At 65.3% G+C, this 19,052-nt stretch carries 17 protein-coding genes; 5 read left to right on the top strand and 12 right to left on the bottom strand.

Going from position 1 to position 19,052, the window contains the following annotated elements:
- The 3 genes from IVB23_RS16710 to IVB23_RS16700 all read right to left on the bottom strand — a co-directional run bounded on the left by IVB23_RS16710 (window position 1) and on the right by IVB23_RS16700 (window position 4,267).
- Window positions 1-804, bottom strand: coding sequence for a WecB/TagA/CpsF family glycosyltransferase (locus tag IVB23_RS16710; RefSeq protein WP_247804320.1), 804 nt, complete (start codon window positions 802-804; stop codon window positions 1-3).
- Window positions 797-3,175, bottom strand: coding sequence for a Wzz/FepE/Etk N-terminal domain-containing protein (locus IVB23_RS16705; RefSeq protein WP_247804319.1), 2,379 nt, complete (start codon window positions 3,173-3,175; stop codon window positions 797-799). Before IVB23_RS16705 ends, IVB23_RS16710 begins: the two co-directional genes overlap by 8 nt.
- Before the next feature lie 291 nt (window positions 3,176-3,466).
- On the bottom strand, window positions 3,467-4,267 hold the full coding sequence (locus tag IVB23_RS16700; protein WP_247804312.1) for a methyltransferase: 801 nt from the start codon (window positions 4,265-4,267) through the stop codon (window positions 3,467-3,469).
- A gap of 408 nt (window positions 4,268-4,675) precedes the next feature.
- Here IVB23_RS16700 and IVB23_RS16695 point away from each other — a divergent pair, with 408 nt between their 5' ends.
- Window positions 4,676-5,704: a glycosyltransferase family 2 protein gene (locus tag IVB23_RS16695; RefSeq protein ID WP_247804310.1), complete on the top strand. Its 1,029-nt coding sequence runs from the start codon at window positions 4,676-4,678 to the stop codon at window positions 5,702-5,704.
- A gap of 14 nt (window positions 5,705-5,718) precedes the next feature.
- Here IVB23_RS16695 and IVB23_RS16690 read toward each other — a convergent pair whose 3' ends face one another.
- On the bottom strand, window positions 5,719-6,702 hold the full coding sequence (locus IVB23_RS16690; RefSeq protein ID WP_247804308.1) for a glycosyltransferase: 984 nt from the start codon (window positions 6,700-6,702) through the stop codon (window positions 5,719-5,721).
- Between the two features lie 317 nt (window positions 6,703-7,019).
- Between IVB23_RS16690 and IVB23_RS16685 the strand changes: the two genes are divergently transcribed.
- Both IVB23_RS16685 and IVB23_RS16680 read left to right on the top strand, forming a co-directional pair.
- Entirely contained in the window at window positions 7,020-8,372 is a 1,353-nt protein-coding gene (locus IVB23_RS16685; RefSeq protein WP_247804306.1) for an O-antigen ligase, read from the top strand.
- A 119-nt stretch (window positions 8,373-8,491) separates the two neighbouring features.
- Window positions 8,492-9,637, top strand: coding sequence for a GNAT family N-acetyltransferase (locus tag IVB23_RS16680; RefSeq protein WP_247804304.1), 1,146 nt, complete (start codon window positions 8,492-8,494; stop codon window positions 9,635-9,637).
- 397 nt (window positions 9,638-10,034) lie between these two features.
- Here the strand turns inward: IVB23_RS16680 and wrbA are convergent, their stop codons facing one another.
- The 3 genes from wrbA to IVB23_RS16665 all read right to left on the bottom strand — a co-directional run bounded on the left by wrbA (window position 10,035) and on the right by IVB23_RS16665 (window position 12,266).
- Window positions 10,035-10,634: an NAD(P)H:quinone oxidoreductase gene (gene wrbA, locus IVB23_RS16675; protein WP_247804302.1), complete on the bottom strand. Its 600-nt coding sequence runs from the start codon at window positions 10,632-10,634 to the stop codon at window positions 10,035-10,037.
- A 142-nt stretch (window positions 10,635-10,776) separates the two neighbouring features.
- A complete protein-coding gene (locus IVB23_RS16670) occupies window positions 10,777-11,475 on the bottom strand; it encodes a pirin family protein (RefSeq protein WP_197968958.1) in 699 nt (232 codons plus the stop codon).
- A 38-nt stretch (window positions 11,476-11,513) separates the two neighbouring features.
- Entirely contained in the window at window positions 11,514-12,266 is a 753-nt protein-coding gene (locus tag IVB23_RS16665) for an SDR family oxidoreductase (protein ID WP_247804300.1), read from the bottom strand.
- A gap of 118 nt (window positions 12,267-12,384) precedes the next feature.
- On the opposite strand from IVB23_RS16665, the gene IVB23_RS16660 reads away from it, so the two are divergent.
- Entirely contained in the window at window positions 12,385-13,320 is a 936-nt protein-coding gene (locus IVB23_RS16660; RefSeq protein ID WP_247804299.1) for a LysR family transcriptional regulator, read from the top strand.
- Window positions 13,321-13,360: 40 nt separating this feature from the next.
- Here IVB23_RS16660 and IVB23_RS16655 read toward each other — a convergent pair whose 3' ends face one another.
- Window positions 13,361-13,618 carry a hypothetical protein gene (locus IVB23_RS16655; protein WP_197968955.1) on the bottom strand — a complete coding sequence of 86 codons (258 nt, stop codon included), beginning with the start codon at window positions 13,616-13,618 and terminating at the stop codon, window positions 13,361-13,363.
- A 160-nt stretch (window positions 13,619-13,778) separates the two neighbouring features.
- The gene (locus tag IVB23_RS16650) at window positions 13,779-16,352 is read right to left on the bottom strand and encodes an autotransporter outer membrane beta-barrel domain-containing protein (protein WP_247804298.1); all 2,574 of its coding nucleotides are present in this window, start codon (window positions 16,350-16,352) and stop codon (window positions 13,779-13,781) included.
- A 564-nt stretch (window positions 16,353-16,916) separates the two neighbouring features.
- Here IVB23_RS16650 and IVB23_RS16645 point away from each other — a divergent pair.
- On the top strand, window positions 16,917-17,264 hold the full coding sequence (locus IVB23_RS16645) for a hypothetical protein (protein WP_247804296.1): 348 nt from the start codon (window positions 16,917-16,919) through the stop codon (window positions 17,262-17,264).
- A gap of 106 nt (window positions 17,265-17,370) precedes the next feature.
- Here IVB23_RS16645 and IVB23_RS16640 read toward each other — a convergent pair whose 3' ends face one another.
- Genes IVB23_RS16640 through IVB23_RS16630 form a run of 3 tightly spaced genes read right to left on the bottom strand, consistent with a single transcriptional unit; the run spans window position 17,371 to window position 19,026 of the window.
- On the bottom strand, window positions 17,371-17,838 hold the full coding sequence (locus IVB23_RS16640) for a YbaK/EbsC family protein (RefSeq protein WP_061879018.1): 468 nt from the start codon (window positions 17,836-17,838) through the stop codon (window positions 17,371-17,373).
- Window positions 17,839-17,877: 39 nt separating this feature from the next.
- Entirely contained in the window at window positions 17,878-18,609 is a 732-nt protein-coding gene (locus IVB23_RS16635; RefSeq protein WP_197968951.1) for a haloacid dehalogenase type II, read from the bottom strand.
- A 57-nt stretch (window positions 18,610-18,666) separates the two neighbouring features.
- On the bottom strand, window positions 18,667-19,026 hold the full coding sequence (locus tag IVB23_RS16630; protein WP_197968964.1) for a helix-turn-helix domain-containing protein: 360 nt from the start codon (window positions 19,024-19,026) through the stop codon (window positions 18,667-18,669).
- Window positions 19,027-19,052 lie beyond the last annotated feature (26 nt).

The following is a 19,052-nucleotide window of genomic DNA, read 5'->3' as shown; positions in this document are numbered from 1 at the left end:
CTAGCGGATGGGGCGGTTGCGGCTGAGGAGAAGATAGAGCGCGCGGGGGTTGGTGGTCAAATAGCGCCACAGCAGACGGCGTGGCTCGAGCAAGGTGCGCCAGGCCCATTCGAGCCCGATCTTCTGCATCCATTGCGGCGCGCGGGAACGGCTCCCGGACAAGAAGTTGAACAGGCCCCCGGATGTCTTGATGACGCCAACATTGGTCAGATGCGCTGAAAACTCCTTCACGAATGCCTGCTCGTTGGGCACGCCGAGCGCGACCCACAGATAGTCCGGCGCCAGGGCGTTGATCTCCTCGACCTTGGCACGCAGCGCCTCGCCGCGCAGATAGCCGTGGCTGCGTCCGACGATTTTGAGCCTGGGATACATCTTCTGGACGTTCTCGACCGCGGCGGCGTTCTCGGCCTCGCTTGCGCCGAACATGTAGAACGTGCGGCCGACCGCTTCAGCCTTGCGCGCGACGATATGGAAGAGGTCCGTGGTCGCAACGCGCTCCGGCAGCGGGAACCAGGATTGCAGTTTCGAGGCCGCGACCAGAGGCTGGCCGTCGGCATTGATCAGGTCGGCGGCGCGGAACAGGCGCTCGGTCTGCGGCTCGGTCGAGCAGCGCGCCAGCACCTCGCCATTGGCCGAGGTCAGGAACAGCGGACGGCCGATGCGACTGTCAGGATCGGTCGCCTCGATCATGAAATCGGCGGTGGCTTCCAGGTCGAGCGCGGCCATACGAAGCCCGCCCACGGTGATTCTCGGCACCTCGGCAGTCGCTGCCCGTCCGTCGAGGTTGACGCGGCGCTCAAGCATATTGTCTGCCTCGATGGCGCGTTTGGATTGCAGGGGTGAGTTCGTCGAGCACGACGCCGACGAGCTTGCGCTCGGCGGGGCCGAGCGCGGCCAGGATCTCTTCCAGGCTGTCGTTGACGTCGAGGCTGGTCGGCAGCACGGCCACCAGCGAGTCGGTGTCGTCGAGCAGCTTGCGGCCGCCGGCCGAGAGCGGCATCGCCGGGCCGTCGAGGATCACGAGATCATAGCCGCCGGCGGAACGGGCCTGCGCAATCGCCTTGCGGATCGCGGCGGCAGCCTTGTCGGCATCGCCCTCCGCGGCGGGCAGCACCGAGATGCCGTTGACCGTCTTGATCTCGCGTGCGTCCTTGCTGCCGATCGAGAGCCATCCGAGCCTGCTCGGTTCGCTCCTGCTGGGACGGCTGACCTTATTCGAAAGCGAGCGTGCCTGATGGTCGGCATCGATCATCAGCACGCGGGCGCCGTCGCGGGCGGCGGCCAGCGCGAAATTCAGCGTGGTCACGCTACGTCCGGTGGTCTCGCCGGCACCGACGAGCGCGATGACCGGCATCGCCTTGCCGCCGGCGCGCCGGACGACCGCCGCGCGCATGTCACGCCAGGCGTTGAGCAGTGTCGTCAGGGGAAAGCCGGGGCGGAGCGTTGGCCAGCCCAGCCGCGTGAGGTCGACGCCGCCGCCCGTAGCGAGGATGGCGCCGAGCGTGTGGATGACGTCGGCTTCCTGGAAGCGTGCGATCAGCGGCTTGTCGATCACGGGCTTTTCGACCATCGAAGGCTGGAGCGGGGGCGCGGCAAGTTCCCGCGGGATCTCTTCAACTTCCGGAGCTCGCGAGGCCGGCGGAGGCGGCGACGCCTCCGGCGGGGGCGCGCGCTGCGGAGCTCTCATTGCATCTGCATCCGGCGCCGGCGTGCGCTGCGGACGGGCAGGCGCCGGCGCTGGTGCGATCGCTCCGGTGAATAGCAACTCGACCGCGACGAACCAGCTCGAGGCCGCGATCGCGCCGAAGATGAAGCCGATCATGGCGAACAAGCTCATCGCGGGCGGGAACGAGCGCCGCTGTGGCACCGTCGCCTCGCCGATGACGCGGGCTGCCGACGTGTTCAGGCTCTCCTGCTCCTCGGTCTCGCGGGAGCGCTTGAGAAAGGACTGATAGACGTCGCGGCTGGCATCGGCTTCGCGCTCAAGCTCGCGCAGGCGCACGGCGGCCTGGCTGAGCTGGACACTCTGCCGCTTCTGCGCTTCCAGCGCCCGGTTGAGCGAGGCTTCGAAATCGCGGGCGCGCGTCAAATCGTTCTTGGCGGATTGGGCGAAGCGGTCGATCTCTTCGTTGATGGTACGCTTGAGGTCCTCGACCTGCTTCTCGGTCTGGCGCAGCGCCGGATGGCGCGGCCCGAGCTCGCCGGCCTGCTCCGCATATTTCTTGCGGGCGTCGGCATATTGCGCGCGCAGATTGGCGATCGTCGGCGACTGCAGCGCCTCGGGGATCGCACCTGCATCCGTGGCCGTGCGCCGGCTCGCCTCGATCTGGTCGAGCCGTGCCTGCGCATCCATCGTCGCAGCACGGGCCGCGGAGAGCCGCTGGTTGCTGGCGGAGAGTTGCTGGTCGCTGATCAGCGCATCCTGGGTGCCGACGAAATTGTTCTGGGCCTTGTAGGTGGCAAGCGCAGTCTCGGCGTTGCGCAGCCGGTCGCGCAGCTCCTTCAGGCGGCTGGAGAGATCGTTGGTAGCGCGCCGTGCGGCCGACGCCTGCGAGCTGCGGGATTCGGCGAGGTAGGCATTGGTCAGCGTGTTGGCCAGCATCGCCGCTTTCGCGGGATCCGTCGACCAGACCTCGATGTCGACGATGAAGCTCTTCTCGGTCTTGCGGACGGTGATGTGCTTGTTCAATGCGTCGAGCGCAGCAAGCTGCACTTCATTCTTCTCCGCGGCGGATGGCGCGCGGGGGTGCAGGCCGATCAGGCCGAGCAGCGACGACATCAGGCTCCTGCCGTCGCCGCCTCCGAATTCCGGATCCTTGTCGAGACCCGCCTGCTGAATCACCTGGAGCAGTACGCTGTTCGAGGTGATCAGGCGCGCCTGGCTCTCCACCACCATGGACATGCCGGAGATGTCCTGGGCGCGGGGCGTGAGCTCGCGATCGACGAGTTGGAGCTCGCGCGGGTCGACATAGAGCTGAGCGGTGGCGGTGTAGCGGGGCGTCACGCTCTTTCCGGCGACGACCGCGAGCGTCGCGCCGAGCAGGGCGGCCGCCGCGATCGCGACCTTTCGCCGCCAGAGCAAATTGACGAGCTCGAGCACGTTGAAGCCGGCCTGAGGCTTCCGTTGCGGGGCCGCCGGTCCGGTCCGATCGATCGGCTGGTTATAGTCAAGCATGATCCCCAGCTTTCATTCCAACTGCCGCGGGCTGAGGGGTTACTCTTCGCTTTACGCCACGCACCCGGCATATGGGTGCCCAATCAACGCAACAGGGAAAATTAACCATACTCGCTGAAGGACTATTCACGGAAATGGCAAACAAAGCGTTTAAGCGCATGCCACCCCTACGCGCGTCCTCGTGACGCTCGCGATACCGGGATCGTCCAGGGATTAACGATTCGTTACCGCGCGCAACGTGGCCGCGCGCTGCCGCTCGTCCAGCGATGGGCCGGGCACGGGTCATGGCCGTCAGCGCTTCCGCAGGATGACATGATAGTCGCCGCGACGGACGTCGGTGCCGCGGGGCAGCACGGCGTTCAGCATCGCGGCGCCGGCGTCGACCAGGGCCGCAAACAACGGTTTGCGCCGGCGCATCTCGGGGTAGCGCGGGCTCTCCACCTCGCGACGATAGATCATCTCGAGGCCGTTGGCGGTCGCGAAAGCCTCGAGCCGGGGTAGCGTCACCAGCGGATGGAAGAACGTCGGGAACGGCGGCTCGCCGGGCAGACCGGCGTCCTTGATGCCGCGGATGTGCCGGTAGAACCAGACGTGAAACCAGTGCGGCGAATATTTGGTGACGACTCCGGAGAGCGAGCGCGGATTGGGCGCGCCGATCAGGATCATCCCGCCGCGCTTGAGCGCGTCACGGAAATTCAGGAGCGCGGCGTCGACGTTCGGCAGGTGCTCGATGACGTTGTAGCAGATCACGAGATCGAAGGTCTCGCGCCCGAAGCGGTAGGTCTGGACATCGCCGAGGATCGCCTCGTCGGCGTAGGTGTTGTTGCGGACCTGGTCCTCGTCGATGTCGACGACCGTGACCTTGCTGCGGCTCAGCAATTCCGGTGGCAGGACGCTGCACGAGCCGCCGCCGGCCTCATAGATGGCGAGCCGGTCCTGCGGCAGGTCGCGGCACAGCACGTCGTGGACGGCGAGCAGGCTGTCGCGGGCCTCGCCGGGAACGAGATCATGGAGCGCCTGGGTGGGTGTTATGGCCGCGGAGACATTGATTGCCGTGGCTGTCGCGAAGTCGATCGTGGCTGGCTTGTTCATGATTTTCTGGCCGCGCTTGTTCTATTCAAATTTACAGGAAAAGACTCGCTCGCCCGAAGAGCAAATCCGATGCCGCGCCGTCTCACCGATCGCGGTGCTTACGGTCGGGTTAATGCGTATAGGCGTTAACTACGGCATTGTTCATGTCGAGACGTCGACGGCGCACTGGACCGCGAATTGCACTAGCACGCGTGCGAGGTTTTGCGGCAGAAACACGCGAAGGCGGTTAAGTGCATGGTGTCGTGCCAGGATGACTGGAGATCACCGGGATGGCGTGGCGGATGTGCCGCGCGCCGATCGGTCATTTTGGCACGCATCTGTCCCGCAGCGACGTGCCATCGCGGCACGAGGCCGATCCGCGCGATCGAAGCAGGGCTTTCTCAACATATCTCGGCCATCTAGGACGTCATGACATTGATCCCGACAGACCTGTCCGCCACGCGCATCTCGGACGTCGTGTGCGATCCCAACCGGGAGATCGTGGCGAGCTCCCGCGTCATCGATCTGTCGGTAGGAATTGTCGTCTGCATTCCCTGTTTCCGGCGCCCGCAGCATCTGCGGCTGACCCTGGACTCGCTGGCGAGCCAGCGTACACCCCGCTCCTTTGCCGTCGTTATGGTCGAGAACGACGCTGCGCGGCGCGAAAGCGCGCCGGTCGCCGCTGAATATCTCGCCGATGGCCGGCTCCAGGGCGTCTGCCTCGTCGAGAAGCGGCAGGGGAACTGCCAGGCGATCAACGCCGCATTCGAGACTGCGCAGGGGCTGTTTCCCGCCGCGACGCGTTTCCTGATGATCGACGACGACGAGATCGCTTCGCCCGACTGGCTCGAATTGATGGTCCGCACTGCGGAGGCGACCGGTGCCGACGTGGTCGGCGGGCCGGTGCTGCCGGTCTTCGACGACGACAGCAAGCCCTGGCTTTCGCGTCATCCCGCCTTCTGTCCCGCCTACGACTATAGCGGTGCGGTGCCGCTGATCTATGGGTGCGGCAATTGTCTGATCACGCGTGCCGCCTTCGAACGGTTCGATCGTCCCGCGTTCGACCTGCGCTTCAATTTTCTCGGCGGCGGCGATTGTGATTTCTTCGTGCGGTGCCGCGATGCCGGCATGCTGTTCCACTGGACGGCGGAGGCCGTCATCACCGAGACCGTGCCGCACAACCGCACCAGCCTCGGCTGGATCGCAAAGCGCGGCCTGCGCATCGGTGCGATCAACTATCGCGTACAGTACAAGGCCGCGCAGACCACGGCGGCGCGTGCGCGAGTCTTCGCGCAGATGCTTGGGCGGGTGCCGCTGTCGCTGGTCCGCGCCGCAGCCTTGCTGAGCTCGTCGAAGGCAGTCGTCGCGATGCATCCCGTGATGGTTGCGCTTGGCGCCGCCCTGGCGGCCTTCGGGCTCGAGCCGAGGCCCTATGAGGCCTCGAAGATCGTGTCCTGATGCCGCGCGGCGGACTAGATGCCGAAGCGGGCGAGCGCGACCCTGATCGCGGCGCGTGGCAGCGATCCGAGCGATAGCCGGCCGATCATCGCGAGATAGGCGAAGGCTTCGCGATATCTGCCGAAGCGAACCGCTTGCATCGCCGAATAGGTGACGAGATGAATCTCGGCGGCCTGGCGCAATCCGCTCGCCGCGCCCTCGGGGAGTCGCGCCAGGATCAGCCCGTCGTCGAAGACCCGCGCGACCGCAGGCAGGAAATCCTGCGGGGTTCGCACCGCCGCGTTCATCGTGTTGGACGTATGCAGGCGATAGTCGAGCAGAAGCTTCGGCGCGAATGCGAACTCGCCGATCGCTGCAAGGCGGCACCAGCAATGCCAGTCCTCGCAATATCTGAGCGAGACGTCGAAGCCGCCGACGGCGCGGAAAGCGTCCGCACGTGTCAGCACAATGCCGCCGTTGACGATGAAGTTCCCGGCCGTGAGCTGCACCAGCACGTCGCCGGACGGCTTGCGGCGTCCCCTCAACAGGTCGCGCCGGCCGATCTGCCGTCCTTCGCCATCGATCGTATTGTAGTCGCCGTAGACGAGAATCGCGCGCGGAGCGCCGCGCGCCGCCGACAGCAGCGCCGCGACCGCACCGGGCCGCAGGCGGTCGTCGGCATCCAGGAAGAGAAGCCACTCGCCGTTCGCATGCCGGGCGCCGAGATTGCGTGCCGCCGACACGCCGGCAGCGTCGTTGTGCAACAGGCGCAGCCGCGGATCGCGCACGGCGCGGACGATTGCCACGGTATCGTCGGTCGAGCCGTCGTCCACGACGATCACCTCGCCGACATCGCCTTGCGTCAGCGCGCTCGCGAGGGTTTCGGCGAGATAGGCTGCTGCGTTCTTGGCGGGAATGACGATGGACACCGCGACCGAATTCGCCGGCAGCAGGCTGCGCAGGCCCGCCGGCGCGCGCGGCGCAACCGGAAGTTCGAGAAGGTCGTCGGCGGTGATCAAGCGGCGGCTCGTCTTTTAATGGACTATTAACCAGGGCGCATCTGCCGCGCTGCCAACGCCAGCGAAGGCAATCTCGGCCGTTGCGGATGATATCCTCATTACGGTCGCAGCGTCGCCGCGAAGGTCTGCGCGGCGCCGGTTTCGTGTATTAGCGTTAAGCCGGTGCCATCGCGCCGGTACCAAATCTGGAAGAGTGCGGCTGCAGCCCGGCTGCACCAGTGTCCGCCATCGTCGCGATGCTGGTTGACGGAAGGTTAACGGGGATGAGCTAGAACCTGGAGCTTCCCCGGCTCCATCACCTGCCCATGGATTGCAGCTTGGATCGCAGCGCCGCTGACATCACCGACGTCGAGACCCGGTCGTTCGGCCACGTCCTGCGCGATAGGCTCGCGAGGCTGAATGCCGCGCACGCGGCGCGCTGCCTCGTCGCCGTCGCGGCGCTGCTGCTGGTGCTGGTCACGCTCGATCCGTTCCCGGACCTGCGCAATCCCGACCTCGTCGCCGTCGTCGGCGGACGCATGGCACTGACCTACATCTCCTTCGGCCTCCTGGCTGTGGTCGCGGTTCTGCTCGCCGCCGCCACCGATGCTCCGTCGCTGAGGACCCTGGTGACGCCGCTGCACCTCTGCCTCGTCGGCTGGCTGCTGATCAACATCGCCTTCTCCGAGAACCGCGGCGTTTCGCTCCAGCGGTTCGTGCTCGCGGCCAGCGTGACCTCGCTCGCCGTCTTGCTGCCATTGCTGCCGCCGACGCAGCGCAGCTTCAACCTTTGCCTGGGCATCGCCGCGCTCATGCTGCTCGCGCTCTGCTATCTCGGCGTCTTCCTCGCGCCGCAATACGCGATCCACACGGCCCTCGACATCACCGAGCCGCAACTTGCCGGCGACTGGCGCGGCAGCTTTGCCCACAAGAACATCGCTTCGCCGGTGATGACGATCCTGGTCTATGTCGGCATCTACCTGTGCGCCGTGGGCTCGTTCGTGATGGGGCCGGCGGTCGCAGCGCTGGCCGGCATCTTCCTGATCTTCACCGGCGGCAAGACGTCATCGGTGCTTTGCCTTGCGATCTACGCTCTCGCCTCGCTGGTCTATGTCACGCCGGGCCTGTGGCTGAAGCGGATCATCTGCTTCGTGCCGCTGATCCTGATGAACCTTTTGACGGTCGGCAGCGTCATGAGCCCGGCGCTCGGGGCGATGACCCGGCTGCTTCCGCTCGATCCCACCTTCACCGGCCGTTCCGCGATCTGGGAGTTTGCGCTCGCGGCCGTCGCGGAGAAGCCGATCATCGGTCACGGCTATGCGGCGTTCTGGGACGACGTGACCGCGCGGCAGACCGCCCAGGGCGCCGAATGGGCGACAACCGCGGCGCACAGCCACAACAGCTATCTCGACCTCGCGGTCACCATCGGTCTGCCGGGGCTGATGCTCGTGATCCTCGCCTTCGTGGTCGCTCCGCTCGGCAACTTCCAGACGGCCCAGGCCCACAGCCGCAGCGGCGCACTGGCCAAGCTGTTCCTGACCGTGTGGTTGTTCGGCCTGTACTACGGAGCCACCGAGACCTTCCTGCTCGAACGGCAGAATCCGATCTGGTTCATGTTCGCTCTTGCCGTGGCCGGCCTGCACTTTCTGGCAAGGTTCCAATGCGTCGAGCAAATAGAGTCGAAACGCTGACAGCTTGTCGCAGCCAAGCCGCCGGTGACACCGGCTTAACGATAAGCGGCGAGGTTGCTTGTGGTCTGCAGCAAAACATAATCTATCGGGAAACATTCAGTAATCGTATGTCCAGCGGAATGACGTTTCTCAGCGTCGAGCAACTAGACGGCCAGGTGTCCAGCACGTCGGGAATCGCAATCGATTTCGCGCGTGACTGGCGGCACGTGGCCTCGCGCCTGAGCACCGGGCACCGCACCGCGTTCCAGCATGTTGACTGGCTCGACGCCTGGTACGGGGCGTTTCACGACGTCTCCCCGCTGATCGCCGTGATCTTCGATGCCGCCACTGGCAAGGACATCGCGATCGTGCCGATGATCGGCCATGTCAGGCGTGGCATCCGCATCGTCGAGTTCGCAGACCTCGGGGTCTCCGACAACAATGCGCCGATCCTGGCGCTCGATGCTACGTTGGATGCGGAGGCGACGGATGCGATCAACAAGGCGCTGATCGACGCTTTGCGCGCGTTGCCCGATCGTTTCGATCTGCTCCGCCTGAGGAAGATGCCGGCGCAGGTCGGAGGCAAGCCCAATCCGCTGGTGTCGCTCGGGCGGATCGGATCCTCCTCGCTCAACGGCAATCTCGTGCTGATGGGCGATGACTATCGCGACTACCAGGCCTCGATCAAGCGCCTGCAGATGCCGCGCTGCTGGCGAGTTTTCAGCCGCCATGCCGGCGCGCGCTTCGAGATCGCCACCAACGTCGGGCGCGCGCATGAACTGCTGGACGTGATGGATATGCAGCAGCAGGCGCGCATGCAAAAACTCGGCTCGCCGTTCGTCCTCAACGACGAGACCCATGCGCGGTTCTATCGCGAGGTCGTCCGCCATGGCGTCGCGGAAGGTTATGCCATTGCCTCGGCGCTGGTGTGCGACGAGGGCGTCGTCGCCACCGCGCTCGGCGTCAAGCATGGCGCGACCTATCTCCTGCTGCGCATCAGTCACGCCAGCGATGCATGGTCGAGCTGTTCGCCGGGTCTGCTCGTCACCGAGCGCACCATGGCCGCGCTGCATGCGCAAGGCATCCGCCGCTTCGATCTCAGCATCGGCAACCAGGACTACAAGCGGCGCTTCGGCGCCGAGAGGGTGCCGCTGACCGATGTCAGCGTGGCGCTGTCCTGGCGCGGGTTGCCCTACGCCTGGCGCGACCACGCCGCGCAGAGCCTGCGCCGCTATCCGAAACTCGCCTCCCTCGCGGCGCGGGCGATGGGCAAGGGAATCCGATAATAAAGTGCTGCAGGGTGCAGCGTTCGCGCCGGCCGAGCAGGCTCTACGATCCCGTGCAACTGGCGCAGCGAAGCCGGCCGCGCGAGGCGCGGAATAGGCTGCGACAATACCAGCGACGCGCGAGCGCCTGCGCGGGCTTGCGGATCATCTGCGCGATCAACAAGAGTTCGAAGGCCATTCGTATCGTTCTTCGTCGAATATCCTGGAGCATGATCCCGGAAGGCTGAGCAGCAGCGTTCCGAACGGATCATGCTCCAATAATAGAGCCAAGGCGCAATGACGATTCGTCCTGATCTCATTGCGCTCGAGCTGCAGATGGGGCGGCATTCCCGCATGAGAACGCCGCCCAGGTCGCATCAGCCATGCAAAGCCGAACCGTGCAGCTCAGTCGTGCAGCTCAGCCGTGCAGCTTCTTGGCGGTCTCCGCGATCTGGCGGCCCTGATAGCGTGCGCCGGCGAGCTCGTTGGCGCTGGGCTGGCGGCTGCCGTCGCCGCCGGTGATGGTGGTGGCGCCGTAGGGCGCCCCGCCGGTGACCTCGTCGAGCTTCATCTGGCCGGCGAAGCCGTAGTTCATGCCGACCACCACCATGCCGAAATGCAAGAGGTTGGTGATGATCGAGAATAGCGTGGTCTCCTGGCCACCGTGCTGGGTCGCGGTGGAGGTGAAGGCGCCGCCGACCTTGCCGTGCAGCGCGCCCTTGGCCCACAGCCCGCCGGCCTGGTCGAGGAAGTTCGCCATCTGCGAGGCCATCCGGCCGAAGCGGGTGCCGGTGCCGACGATGATCGCGTCGTAGTTGGCGAGATCCTCGATCTTAGCGACCGGCGCGGCCTGGTCGAGCTTGTAGTGCGAGGCCTTCGCGACCTCGGTCGGCACCAGCTCCGGCACGCGCTTGATGTCGACGGTGGCGCCGGCTTCGCGCGCGCCCTCGGCGACGGCATTGGCCATGGCTTCGATATGGCCATAGGCGGAGTAATAGAGGACGAGAACTTTGGTCATGGTGGTCTCCGTTGGATTCGGGTTTGATGGATGATTGTTCGGGTCGCCGTGCCCGGGCTTGTCCCGGGCATCCACGTTCTTGTTTGCTCGTGGAAAGCCGTGGATGGCCGGGACAGGCACGGCCATGACGGAGAGAGGACAGCTAGGCCGCGTCGACGAGCACGAGCTCTGAGTCTTCGAGCGCCGTGATCTTCAGCTTGGCCTCGTCGCGGATCGCGGCGCCGTCGCGGGCATTGACGCGGACGCCGTTGATCTCGACGGAGCCCGCCGCGGGCACGAGGTAGAGATGCCGCGACTGCTGCGGCTCGTACTCGGCGCTCTCGCCGGCCTTCAGCGTGGTGGCGAGCACCCGCGCGTCGGCGCGGATCGGCAGTGCGTCCGCATCGTCCCCGAAGCCGCTCGCAATGGTGACGAGCTTGCCGGAGCGGTCCGCCCTCGGGAACGGTTTCGAGCCCCAGGTCGGCTGGCCGCCTCGTGCGGTCGGCTCGATCCAGATTTGGAAGATCCGCGTCCTGGTCGGCTCGAGATTGTATTCGGAGTGGCGGATGCCGCTGCCGGCGCTCATCACCTGCACGTCGCCCGCTTCAGTCCGACCCTCGTTGCCGAGGCTGTCCTGATGGGTGATTGCGCCCTCGCGCACATAGGTGATGATTTCCATGTTGGCGTGGGGATGGGCGGGAAAGCCGGTGTTCGGTGCGATCTCGTCGTCGTTCCACACCCGCAAGGCGCCGTGGCCCATGTTGTTCGGGTCATAGTGGCTGGCGAAGGAGAAATGATGCTTGGCCTTGAGCCAGCCGTGGTCGGCACCGCCGAGCTTTGCGAAAGGTCTGAGTTCGATCATCTGCATAATTCCCTTTACTTGAACAGGTTGCGCCTTGATCAGGCGCCGAACCCGCCGTCGACATTGAGCACCGTGCCGGTGACGAAGGAGGCCTCCGGGCTTGCGAGGAAGAGGATTCCGGCCGCGACCTCCTCGGGACGGCCGAAGCGCTGGAGCGCGTGCTGCTTGCGCTGGGTCTCGGCGAACTCGCCGCCGTCCTTCGGATTCATATCGGTGTCGATCGAGCCGGGCTGCACCACGTTGACGGTGATGCCGCGCGGTCCGAGGTCGCGCGCCGCGCCCTTGGTGTAACCGACCACGGCCGCCTTGGTCGCGACGTAGTCGGCAAGGCCCGGGAACGAGGCGCGGTCGGCGAGCATCGAGCCGACGGTGACGATGCGTCCGCCTTCACCCATCAATTGCGAGGCGGCGCGGATCGCCGCGATCACGCCGTGCACGTTGATGGCATCCTGGCGAGCCAGCGCTTCCGAATCGGCATTGGCATCGTCGACGGCGCCGCCCGCGGCGACACCGGCATTGTTGACGAGGATGTCGAGATGACCGAATTCCCTGGCGACGTCGTTGACGAGCTGCGTCACATCCTTCGCGGAGGCCTGGTCGGCCTTGAAGGCGCGGGCCTTGACGCCACGGGCCGTCAGCTCATTGACCACCACTTCCGCCTTTTCGGGCGAGGCGACATAACTGATCGCGACGTCGGCACCTTCATCGGCGAGAGCGCGGGCGGAGGCCGCGCCGATGCCGCGCGAGCCGCCGGTGACGAGGGCAACCTTGCCTGAGAGCTTCTTGGTCATTGGATTTCTCCATTTCCTGAATTTCTGATGACCCCTTGGATAAGCTTCCGCCTGTGGTATAGAAATAGAAACTGTCGAAACACATTGTTTCTATAAATATCCCAATTGGATCAGCCCCATGGCAAAACTCCCCGATTTCGAAGCGCTCGCGATTTTCGCAAAAGTCGTGGAATTACGATCGTTTGCGGGGGCTGCGAGCGAGCTGGCGATGTCCAAGGCGACGGTGTCCAAGGCAGTGACCCGGCTGGAGGAGCGGCTCGGCGCGCGGCTTTTCAACCGCACCTCGCGCCGGCTCGCGCTGACCGACGCCGGGCACAAGCTGGCGGAGCGCGCGACGCGCCTGCTCGTCGATGGCGAGGCGGCGGAGAACGAGGCGCTGGCGCAATCGGTCGCGCCGCGCGGGCTGGTCCGGCTCGCCGTCCCCATGACGTTCGGCATCAAGGCCGTGGCGCCGCTGCTGCCGGAGTTCTTCGAAGCCTATCCGGAAGTCTCGGTCGATCTGCACTTGAGCGATGCGACCATCGATCTGATCGGCGAGGGCTTCGACATGGCGGTGCGGATCGCGCGGCTGCCGGACTCTTCGCTGATCGCGCGGCGGCTCTTCACCATGCCGCGCTACACGGTCGCCGCCCCGTCATATCTGAAACGCCACGGACGGCCGACGCATCCGATGCATCTCGCCCAGCACAAGTGCTTCAGCTACGCCTATCTGTCGACGCCGAACGTCTGGCACTACACCAATTCGGCCGGCGAGCAGGCCAGCGTGCGCCCGGGAGGACAGCTTCGCGTCAACAACGGCGAAGCCGTGATGCCGGCACTGATCGCCGGCCTCGGCATCGCGGAGCTGCCCGAGTTCATCGTCGGCGAAGCCATTTCCTCCGGCGAGGTCGAAGTCATCCTGAAGGACTGGACGCAGTCCGAAGGTGCCGTGCACCTGGTGACGCCGCCCGGCGGCCCGCGTCCCGCGCGCGTCGAGGCGCTCGGCGATTTCCTGGCGGCCAAGCTGCCGGGCACCTGCAAGCGGCGGACGCGCGGAAAGGCGAAGGCGTCGTAGAACGAGCACCTTCAACGACCTCGGCAATGACGGTGCTGAACTACGATATCTCCACGCCGTCGATCGCGACGATGCGCAAGCTCGGCTTCAGCGTTTCTTCCAGCTGCGACTTCAATTCGTGAACGCGAGGGTCGTTCGAACGCTTTGCGCACACCGCATATTGATGGACGGATTGCGCCAGCGCCCGCCGCGCTTCCGGTGTTCGCGTCAGCTCGGGCTTCGAAAGCCGCAAGACGATCGCGGCGAGATTCACCAGCATCTCGTCCAATGCGAGGTCGATGGTTCCAACATTTCGCATCGCTCACTCCCTCGGGAGGGGCAACAGCCGGTCCCCGGGAGGCGTTCCCGGCTCCCCCGGATATGGTTAGCGCTTCGTAAACATCTCGCTTCTTGCCCATCGCCGCGCCAGGCTGGAGCGAAACGAATCCTCATGAGAAGACTGGCATGGTGGAGCAGTCCTAGAACCCGGTGCGCAGCATGCCTCGCACCGTGTGCCGGTCATATCCCGGCGCAAACGCGCCCTCGTAGGACGCCTTGAACGAGGTCGCAGTCGTGAGATCCCACCGGATCTCCGCGCCAGTGAGCGCGACCGTGCGCGCGCGTTCGACGCTGGTGATCGCGAAGGGAATGCCGGGGGCCCCCTCCAGGGCCGCCGTGGTGGACGCCGCGCTGCCGGTAAATTCGTGGCGGACGGCGAGGGTCGCGCCGAATTGTGCCGACTGGCCGTTCGGCATGATCACTTGGTGATGGCTGCGCAGGCCTGCCGTGCCATAGGCGACGTCGAACCTGCCGGACTGCACCAGCTGGTTTACGCCCGGTGCACCCGCTTCGGACAGACTGCCTTGCCGTGTCGAGTACCAGTCGGCCTTGGCGAACGGCTCCGCCGTGAACCCCCATCCGATCGCAAAGGGGCGTGCGATGCCGAGTGAGGCGGCAAAGGTGTTCGCCCGCGAGGAAGCGGTCGCAGTTTCGCCGAGGAACGCGATCGAGCGAGAGGATTCGAGCGCCGCGAAGGAATAGCTGATGGTGGACGCGAGATTGAAGCCGCCCCTCTCGCCGCGCGCGTAGAAGCCCACATGGCCGGCATTGGCGTCGATCCGGTCGGCGCGGCCGGCCATCCGCAGCTGGCCGGTCGATGCGCCGATCGCAAGGCCTGCCGTGAAGCCAGACATGTGCCAGAGATCGGCGCCGAGCGCTGCGCCGGCGACGGTCGTGTTCGCTCCGAAGGCAATGCCGCTCGCCGCCACCTTGTCCCAATTGCCATAGCCGCCGAACCAGACGCTCCGCGCGGGCGTGAGGCGCCGGCCGGCGAGAGCCTTGCCGATCGGATCCGCCGGCTCCGGGGCGTAGGCGGTGGCCGACATGCGCAGGGTTTCGCCGCGCGACTGCGTGCCCGCATTCCACATGAAGGTCTGGAACATGTCGGCCTGATCGGCAACGAAGCGACGTCCATCGGCGTGAACTTGACCGGCAAGATCATCGAGGCCGGCCTTGATGCCGGACGCATCGAGTGCGGCGAGCGTGTTGATCGCCGTGGTCAGCGTCCCCGATGCGCCGCCGAGCTGTGCCTGGTCGAGTGCGCCGGCCACCGCAGCCTGGTTCGGCGTCAGCCCCGACAACGTTCCGAAGCCGCCGATCTGCTGCAGAATGAAATAGACGTTGTTGACGTCGTAGCTGAGCTGGCCCGAAACCAGCGGGCTGCCCGACGTCGTGAGGCTGGCGAAACTGCCGCTGACGCCGCCCGTCGCGGTCAGGATCGTATACTGGGTGTTGGCGATGAAGCCGGTGCCGAGCGGCACGATCTGCACCGTGCCGCCATTCAGCGTTGCGGTCCCGGTTGCTGCGATCCTGTCGGACTGGCCGGCAGCATTGATCTCGACCTGGAAGGTCGATCCGGCATTGAAGGCGACGTTGCCATTGACGTTGAGCGTGCCGATCGAACTGCCGGGTGCGACCGTGCCGCCACTGCTGACGGCGAGCCCACCCACCGTGCCGGTGCCGCCGAGATAGCCGCCGTTGACGGCGACCACGGACGGCAGCGTGCCGTTCACGAGGAGGCCGCCGGCGTCCACCGTCGTCGTGCCGCTGAAGGCAGTGGTGCCGGTCAGCGTCCAGACCGAGGAGCCGGTTTTCTTCAGCTGCTCGAATCCGTCATATTGGAGAGCCGTGCCGATATTGCTGAGGTCGAACGAGGCGTTGCCGATGCCGCCGAAATTCAGCGTGTCGGTGCCGGTCCCGCCGCGTACTGTCCCGGTGATCGTCGAGCCCGGAGCGAGGGTGAGCGAATCATCGCCGCCGGACAGATCGATCGCCCCGCTGCCGCCCGAGATGGTTCCGGAACTGAGGATGGTGTCGCTGCCGGAAGAGCCTTGGATGGCGATCAAGAAGCCGCCGGAAATCGTGCCGGCATTGATGAGAGTGTTGCCGCCGGCGATGAATTGCACGCCGGTATGGCCGCCGTCGATCGATCCGCTGTCATAGACGAGGACGATATTGGCGTTCGACGTCCCGCTGATTCGGAGCCCCGTCGTGTTTGCTCCGGTGCCGACTGCCGTCCCGCGGATGTTGATGAGATTGTTGCTCGAATTGTCGATGACGATCGCCGCCTCGGCGTTGCCCGTACCCTCCGCGATCCCGCCGGCCGCGATCGTCACGGTGTTGCTGTTCGATCCGTTGGAGAGCAGAAGCATTCCGCTGTAGGTCGAGACCGTCGCTTGATTGTTGACGGTTACATGCGAAGCGATGGTGCCGTCGAAAGTGATTGCCGGAATTCCGGCCCCCGGCGTGAGCGAGGTCGTCGTCCCGTCGCCGACGTTGACCGTGGCGTTGCTGCTGCCAGTGGCGTTGATGTGATCGGTGTTGCCGACGCCGGTGCAGGTCGCCACGTCGCCTGAATTGAGCGCGCCGATCGTGCCGGTACCGGCCACGGTGCAGGCGGCGAGAGCCGGAGCAGGCATCAGGGCGATCGTCGGAGCGAGCATGAGCGTCAGCACCGTCGTGACAAGCAGCCTGGTGCGCAGCTTCGTGACCATGGCCTCTCGTTCACGGGCTGGTATTGCGGTCGGCATCGACAATTCCCTCGTTGCAGCAATTGATTGCTAGCGGGGGCGTCGCTTCCGTTCTTGGCAATATGCGAAACGGTCTATGGTCATAGGCGCAAGCGACCGTTTTGCTCCGGCTGTGTTGCCGCACTACAACGGACAGTAACGCCGGCGCGCGATGCGTTGCTGCCGCACGTGGACAAAAGCGAAATCCGGATGGCTTGAGACGCAGCTGGATCTGAAGTCCGCGCCGCGGCTTAAGTTGAACAGCGACTGATGCGGTCGGCGCCACCGCTCCGCGATCCGTTGCACCGGTTGAACGGGATCAACGACCGCTTGCCTCTGCGGCCTCAACGACGTCCCGTATCTCCGATGAACATTTCGGCGGGGCTTTGGAATGACGACCGTCGGATGCGAAGGCCGTGACGTGGACGTGGACGACAAGCCGCGGCGGAAGCGGGTTCCAAGCGCCCTTCACGTTTTTTTGTTGAAGCAGAACCTTCCTGCGCCTCATTGATTGAGGAGCCTTTGAATGAGCCTGGAAGGATATGAAACATGCGAACAGAGCGGATCGCGCTAGGTGTGGCGCTCGCAGTCGGCGTCCTGGCACAGAACGCTGCGTCCGCGCAGGAATACCGCGGCACGATGGAACAGCAGATGGCTTGTACGCCCGATGTATGGCGTCTGTGCAGCGACCAGATTCCCGATGTGAATCGCATCACGGCTTGTTTGCAGCAGAACGCGCCGCAGCTCTCGAGCGGCTGCCGCGCGGTGTTCCAGTCCAACAACCAGATGCCGCAACAACAGGCGGTGCCGCGCAATCGCGCCGCTCCGCCACCGCGTTACAACGCGGCGCCGCCACCTCCGCCCGCACAGCCGCAGCCTTACGACGAGGATGACTAGCCGCCCGGAAGCATGATCCGGAAAAGTGCGCGGCGGTTTTCCGAAAGGATCATGCTCAAACAACGAGCTCAATCGCGATGACGATTCGTCCTCATCTCATCGCGATTTAGGAACGATGCTCACAGACATCGACCCACTCGGCGGCGACCAGCTCGGCCAGCCGATCGGGCGTGATCCGCACCGCACTGTGGGTCGAGCCTGCGGCCGGAACCACGATGTCGAACGCCTTCAGCGAGACATCGCAATAGATCGGCAGCGGCGATTTCAGGCCGAAGGGGCAGACGCCGCCAACCTCGTGCCCGGTGATGTCGGCGACTTCCTCCAGACCCAGCATCTTCGGCTTGCCGCCGAACTGCGCCTTCACCTTCTTGTTGTCCATGCGTGAGGTGCCGGCGGCGACGATCAGGATCACGCGCTCGCCGATCCGCAACGACAGCGTCTTGGCGATCCGTCCCGGCTCGACGCCATAGGCTTCGGCCGCCAGCGCCACGGTCGCGGAGCTGATTGGGGATTCGATGACGGAGATGTCGGGGGCTTTCTCGGCGAAGAAGGCGCGAACGGATTCCAGACTCATTCCGGGCAGCTCATTCCAATCTCACAGGCGGGGCGACCCTTACGCGATTCCTGGCAGCTCGGAGAGCGAGCGGACGCGGTGGTCCGGCGCAAAGCCAAGCTCGTCCATCTGGGTACGGATCGCCCTAAACATGGTGAGCGGTGCCACGAGTTCGTTCTCGACGCAAGCCAGCGCCATGGCTTCGGGCGTGACGCGTTCGATCCAGGCAACGTTCAATCCGAAGGATTTCGCACCAGCAACGTCCCAGGGATTGGAGGAGACGAACAGAACCTCATCAGGCGCGGTGCCGAGCATCTCGCCGATCAGCTCATAGGCCTCCGGGCTCGGCTTGAAGATCTTCTTCGCGTCGACGCTGATGGTGGCATCGAGCAGGGCATCGAGGCCCGAATTGCGTACGAGCGCATTGAGCATGTCCGGGCTGCCGTTGGAAAGGATGGCCAGCTTGCGCGGCTTTAGCGCCGTGAGCGCTGCCGTCGCGTCCGGATAGAGATCGAGCTGCAGGTATTTCTCGATCACACGCTCGAATGCGTCGTTCTCGTATGCGAGTCCCAGCATTCGGAGCGTATAGGCGAGCGAGTCACGGGTGACGGCGGCAAAATCCTGGTAGCGTTGCATCAGCGAGCGCAGCCAGGTGTATTCGAGCTGCTTGATGCGCCAGACCTGCGTGATGATCTCACCATAGCCCGGAAACGCATCCTCGGTGATGTCGGCGACCGACTGGATGTCGTACAGCGTTCCGTAGGCGTCGAATACGACGGCTTTCATGCTCATGACCCGTTCCCTTGGATCGTTGCAGGCGCGCGGACCGACTATACCGATGCGGACCGCTTACTGTCGTTTTGTATTCCAGGTCGCCCGCTCGGCGAAGACCCGGCTGACCTCCGCCATGTGCTCGGTCCCCCACGTGCAGAGCGGCACCAGCGCTTGGGCGAGGCTGTGACCCAAGGGGGTGAGACTGTAGTCCACACGCGGCGGCACCTCCTTGTAGTCGGTCCGCTTGATCAGGCCGTCGGCCTCCAGCTCCTTGAGCTGCTGGATCAGCACCTTGTCGCTGACGTCGCGCACGGCTCGACGGAGTTCGCCATAGCGGGTCGGGCCGTCCTGGGCGAGGAAGTAGAGGATCAGCGGTTTCCACTTGCCGGAGACGACCCGCAGGGTCGCATCCAGGCCGCAAGTGAAGCCGGGCAGATTCGGCGTGCAACGCGGGACGTCTG

It is taken from the genome of Bradyrhizobium sp. 191, from assembly GCF_023100985.1.
Classification (GTDB): Bacteria; Pseudomonadota; Alphaproteobacteria; order Rhizobiales; family Xanthobacteraceae; genus Bradyrhizobium; species Bradyrhizobium diversitatis.
This window is presented reverse-complemented; position numbering and strand designations above follow the sequence as displayed.

Excerpts from the sequence above, each read along its gene's own strand:
- wrbA (WP_247804302.1), bottom strand. The coding sequence starts at position 10,634 with ATGACCAAAGTTCTCGTCCTCTATTACTCCGCCTATGGCCATATCGAA.
- IVB23_RS16695 (WP_247804310.1), top strand. The coding sequence starts at position 4,676 with ATGACATTGATCCCGACAGACCTGTCCGCCACGCGCATCTCGGACGTC.
- IVB23_RS16640 (WP_061879018.1), bottom strand. The coding sequence starts at position 17,838 with ATGAGTCTGGAATCCGTTCGCGCCTTCTTCGCCGAGAAAGCCCCCGAC.
- IVB23_RS16660 (WP_247804299.1), top strand. The coding sequence starts at position 12,385 with ATGGCAAAACTCCCCGATTTCGAAGCGCTCGCGATTTTCGCAAAAGTC.
- IVB23_RS16670 (WP_197968958.1), bottom strand. The coding sequence starts at position 11,475 with ATGATCGAACTCAGACCTTTCGCAAAGCTCGGCGGTGCCGACCACGGC.
- IVB23_RS16635 (WP_197968951.1), bottom strand. The coding sequence starts at position 18,609 with ATGAGCATGAAAGCCGTCGTATTCGACGCCTACGGAACGCTGTACGAC.
- IVB23_RS16665 (WP_247804300.1), bottom strand. The coding sequence starts at position 12,266 with ATGACCAAGAAGCTCTCAGGCAAGGTTGCCCTCGTCACCGGCGGCTCG.
- IVB23_RS16710 (WP_247804320.1), bottom strand. The coding sequence starts at position 804 with ATGCTTGAGCGCCGCGTCAACCTCGACGGACGGGCAGCGACTGCCGAG.
- IVB23_RS16645 (WP_247804296.1), top strand. The coding sequence starts at position 16,917 with ATGCGAACAGAGCGGATCGCGCTAGGTGTGGCGCTCGCAGTCGGCGTC.
- IVB23_RS16705 (WP_247804319.1), bottom strand. The coding sequence starts at position 3,175 with ATGCTTGACTATAACCAGCCGATCGATCGGACCGGACCGGCGGCCCCG.
- IVB23_RS16700 (WP_247804312.1), bottom strand. The coding sequence starts at position 4,267 with ATGAACAAGCCAGCCACGATCGACTTCGCGACAGCCACGGCAATCAAT.
- IVB23_RS16655 (WP_197968955.1), bottom strand. The coding sequence starts at position 13,618 with ATGCGAAATGTTGGAACCATCGACCTCGCATTGGACGAGATGCTGGTG.
- IVB23_RS16650 (WP_247804298.1), bottom strand. The coding sequence starts at position 16,352 with ATGGTCACGAAGCTGCGCACCAGGCTGCTTGTCACGACGGTGCTGACG.
- IVB23_RS16680 (WP_247804304.1), top strand. The coding sequence starts at position 8,492 with ATGACGTTTCTCAGCGTCGAGCAACTAGACGGCCAGGTGTCCAGCACG.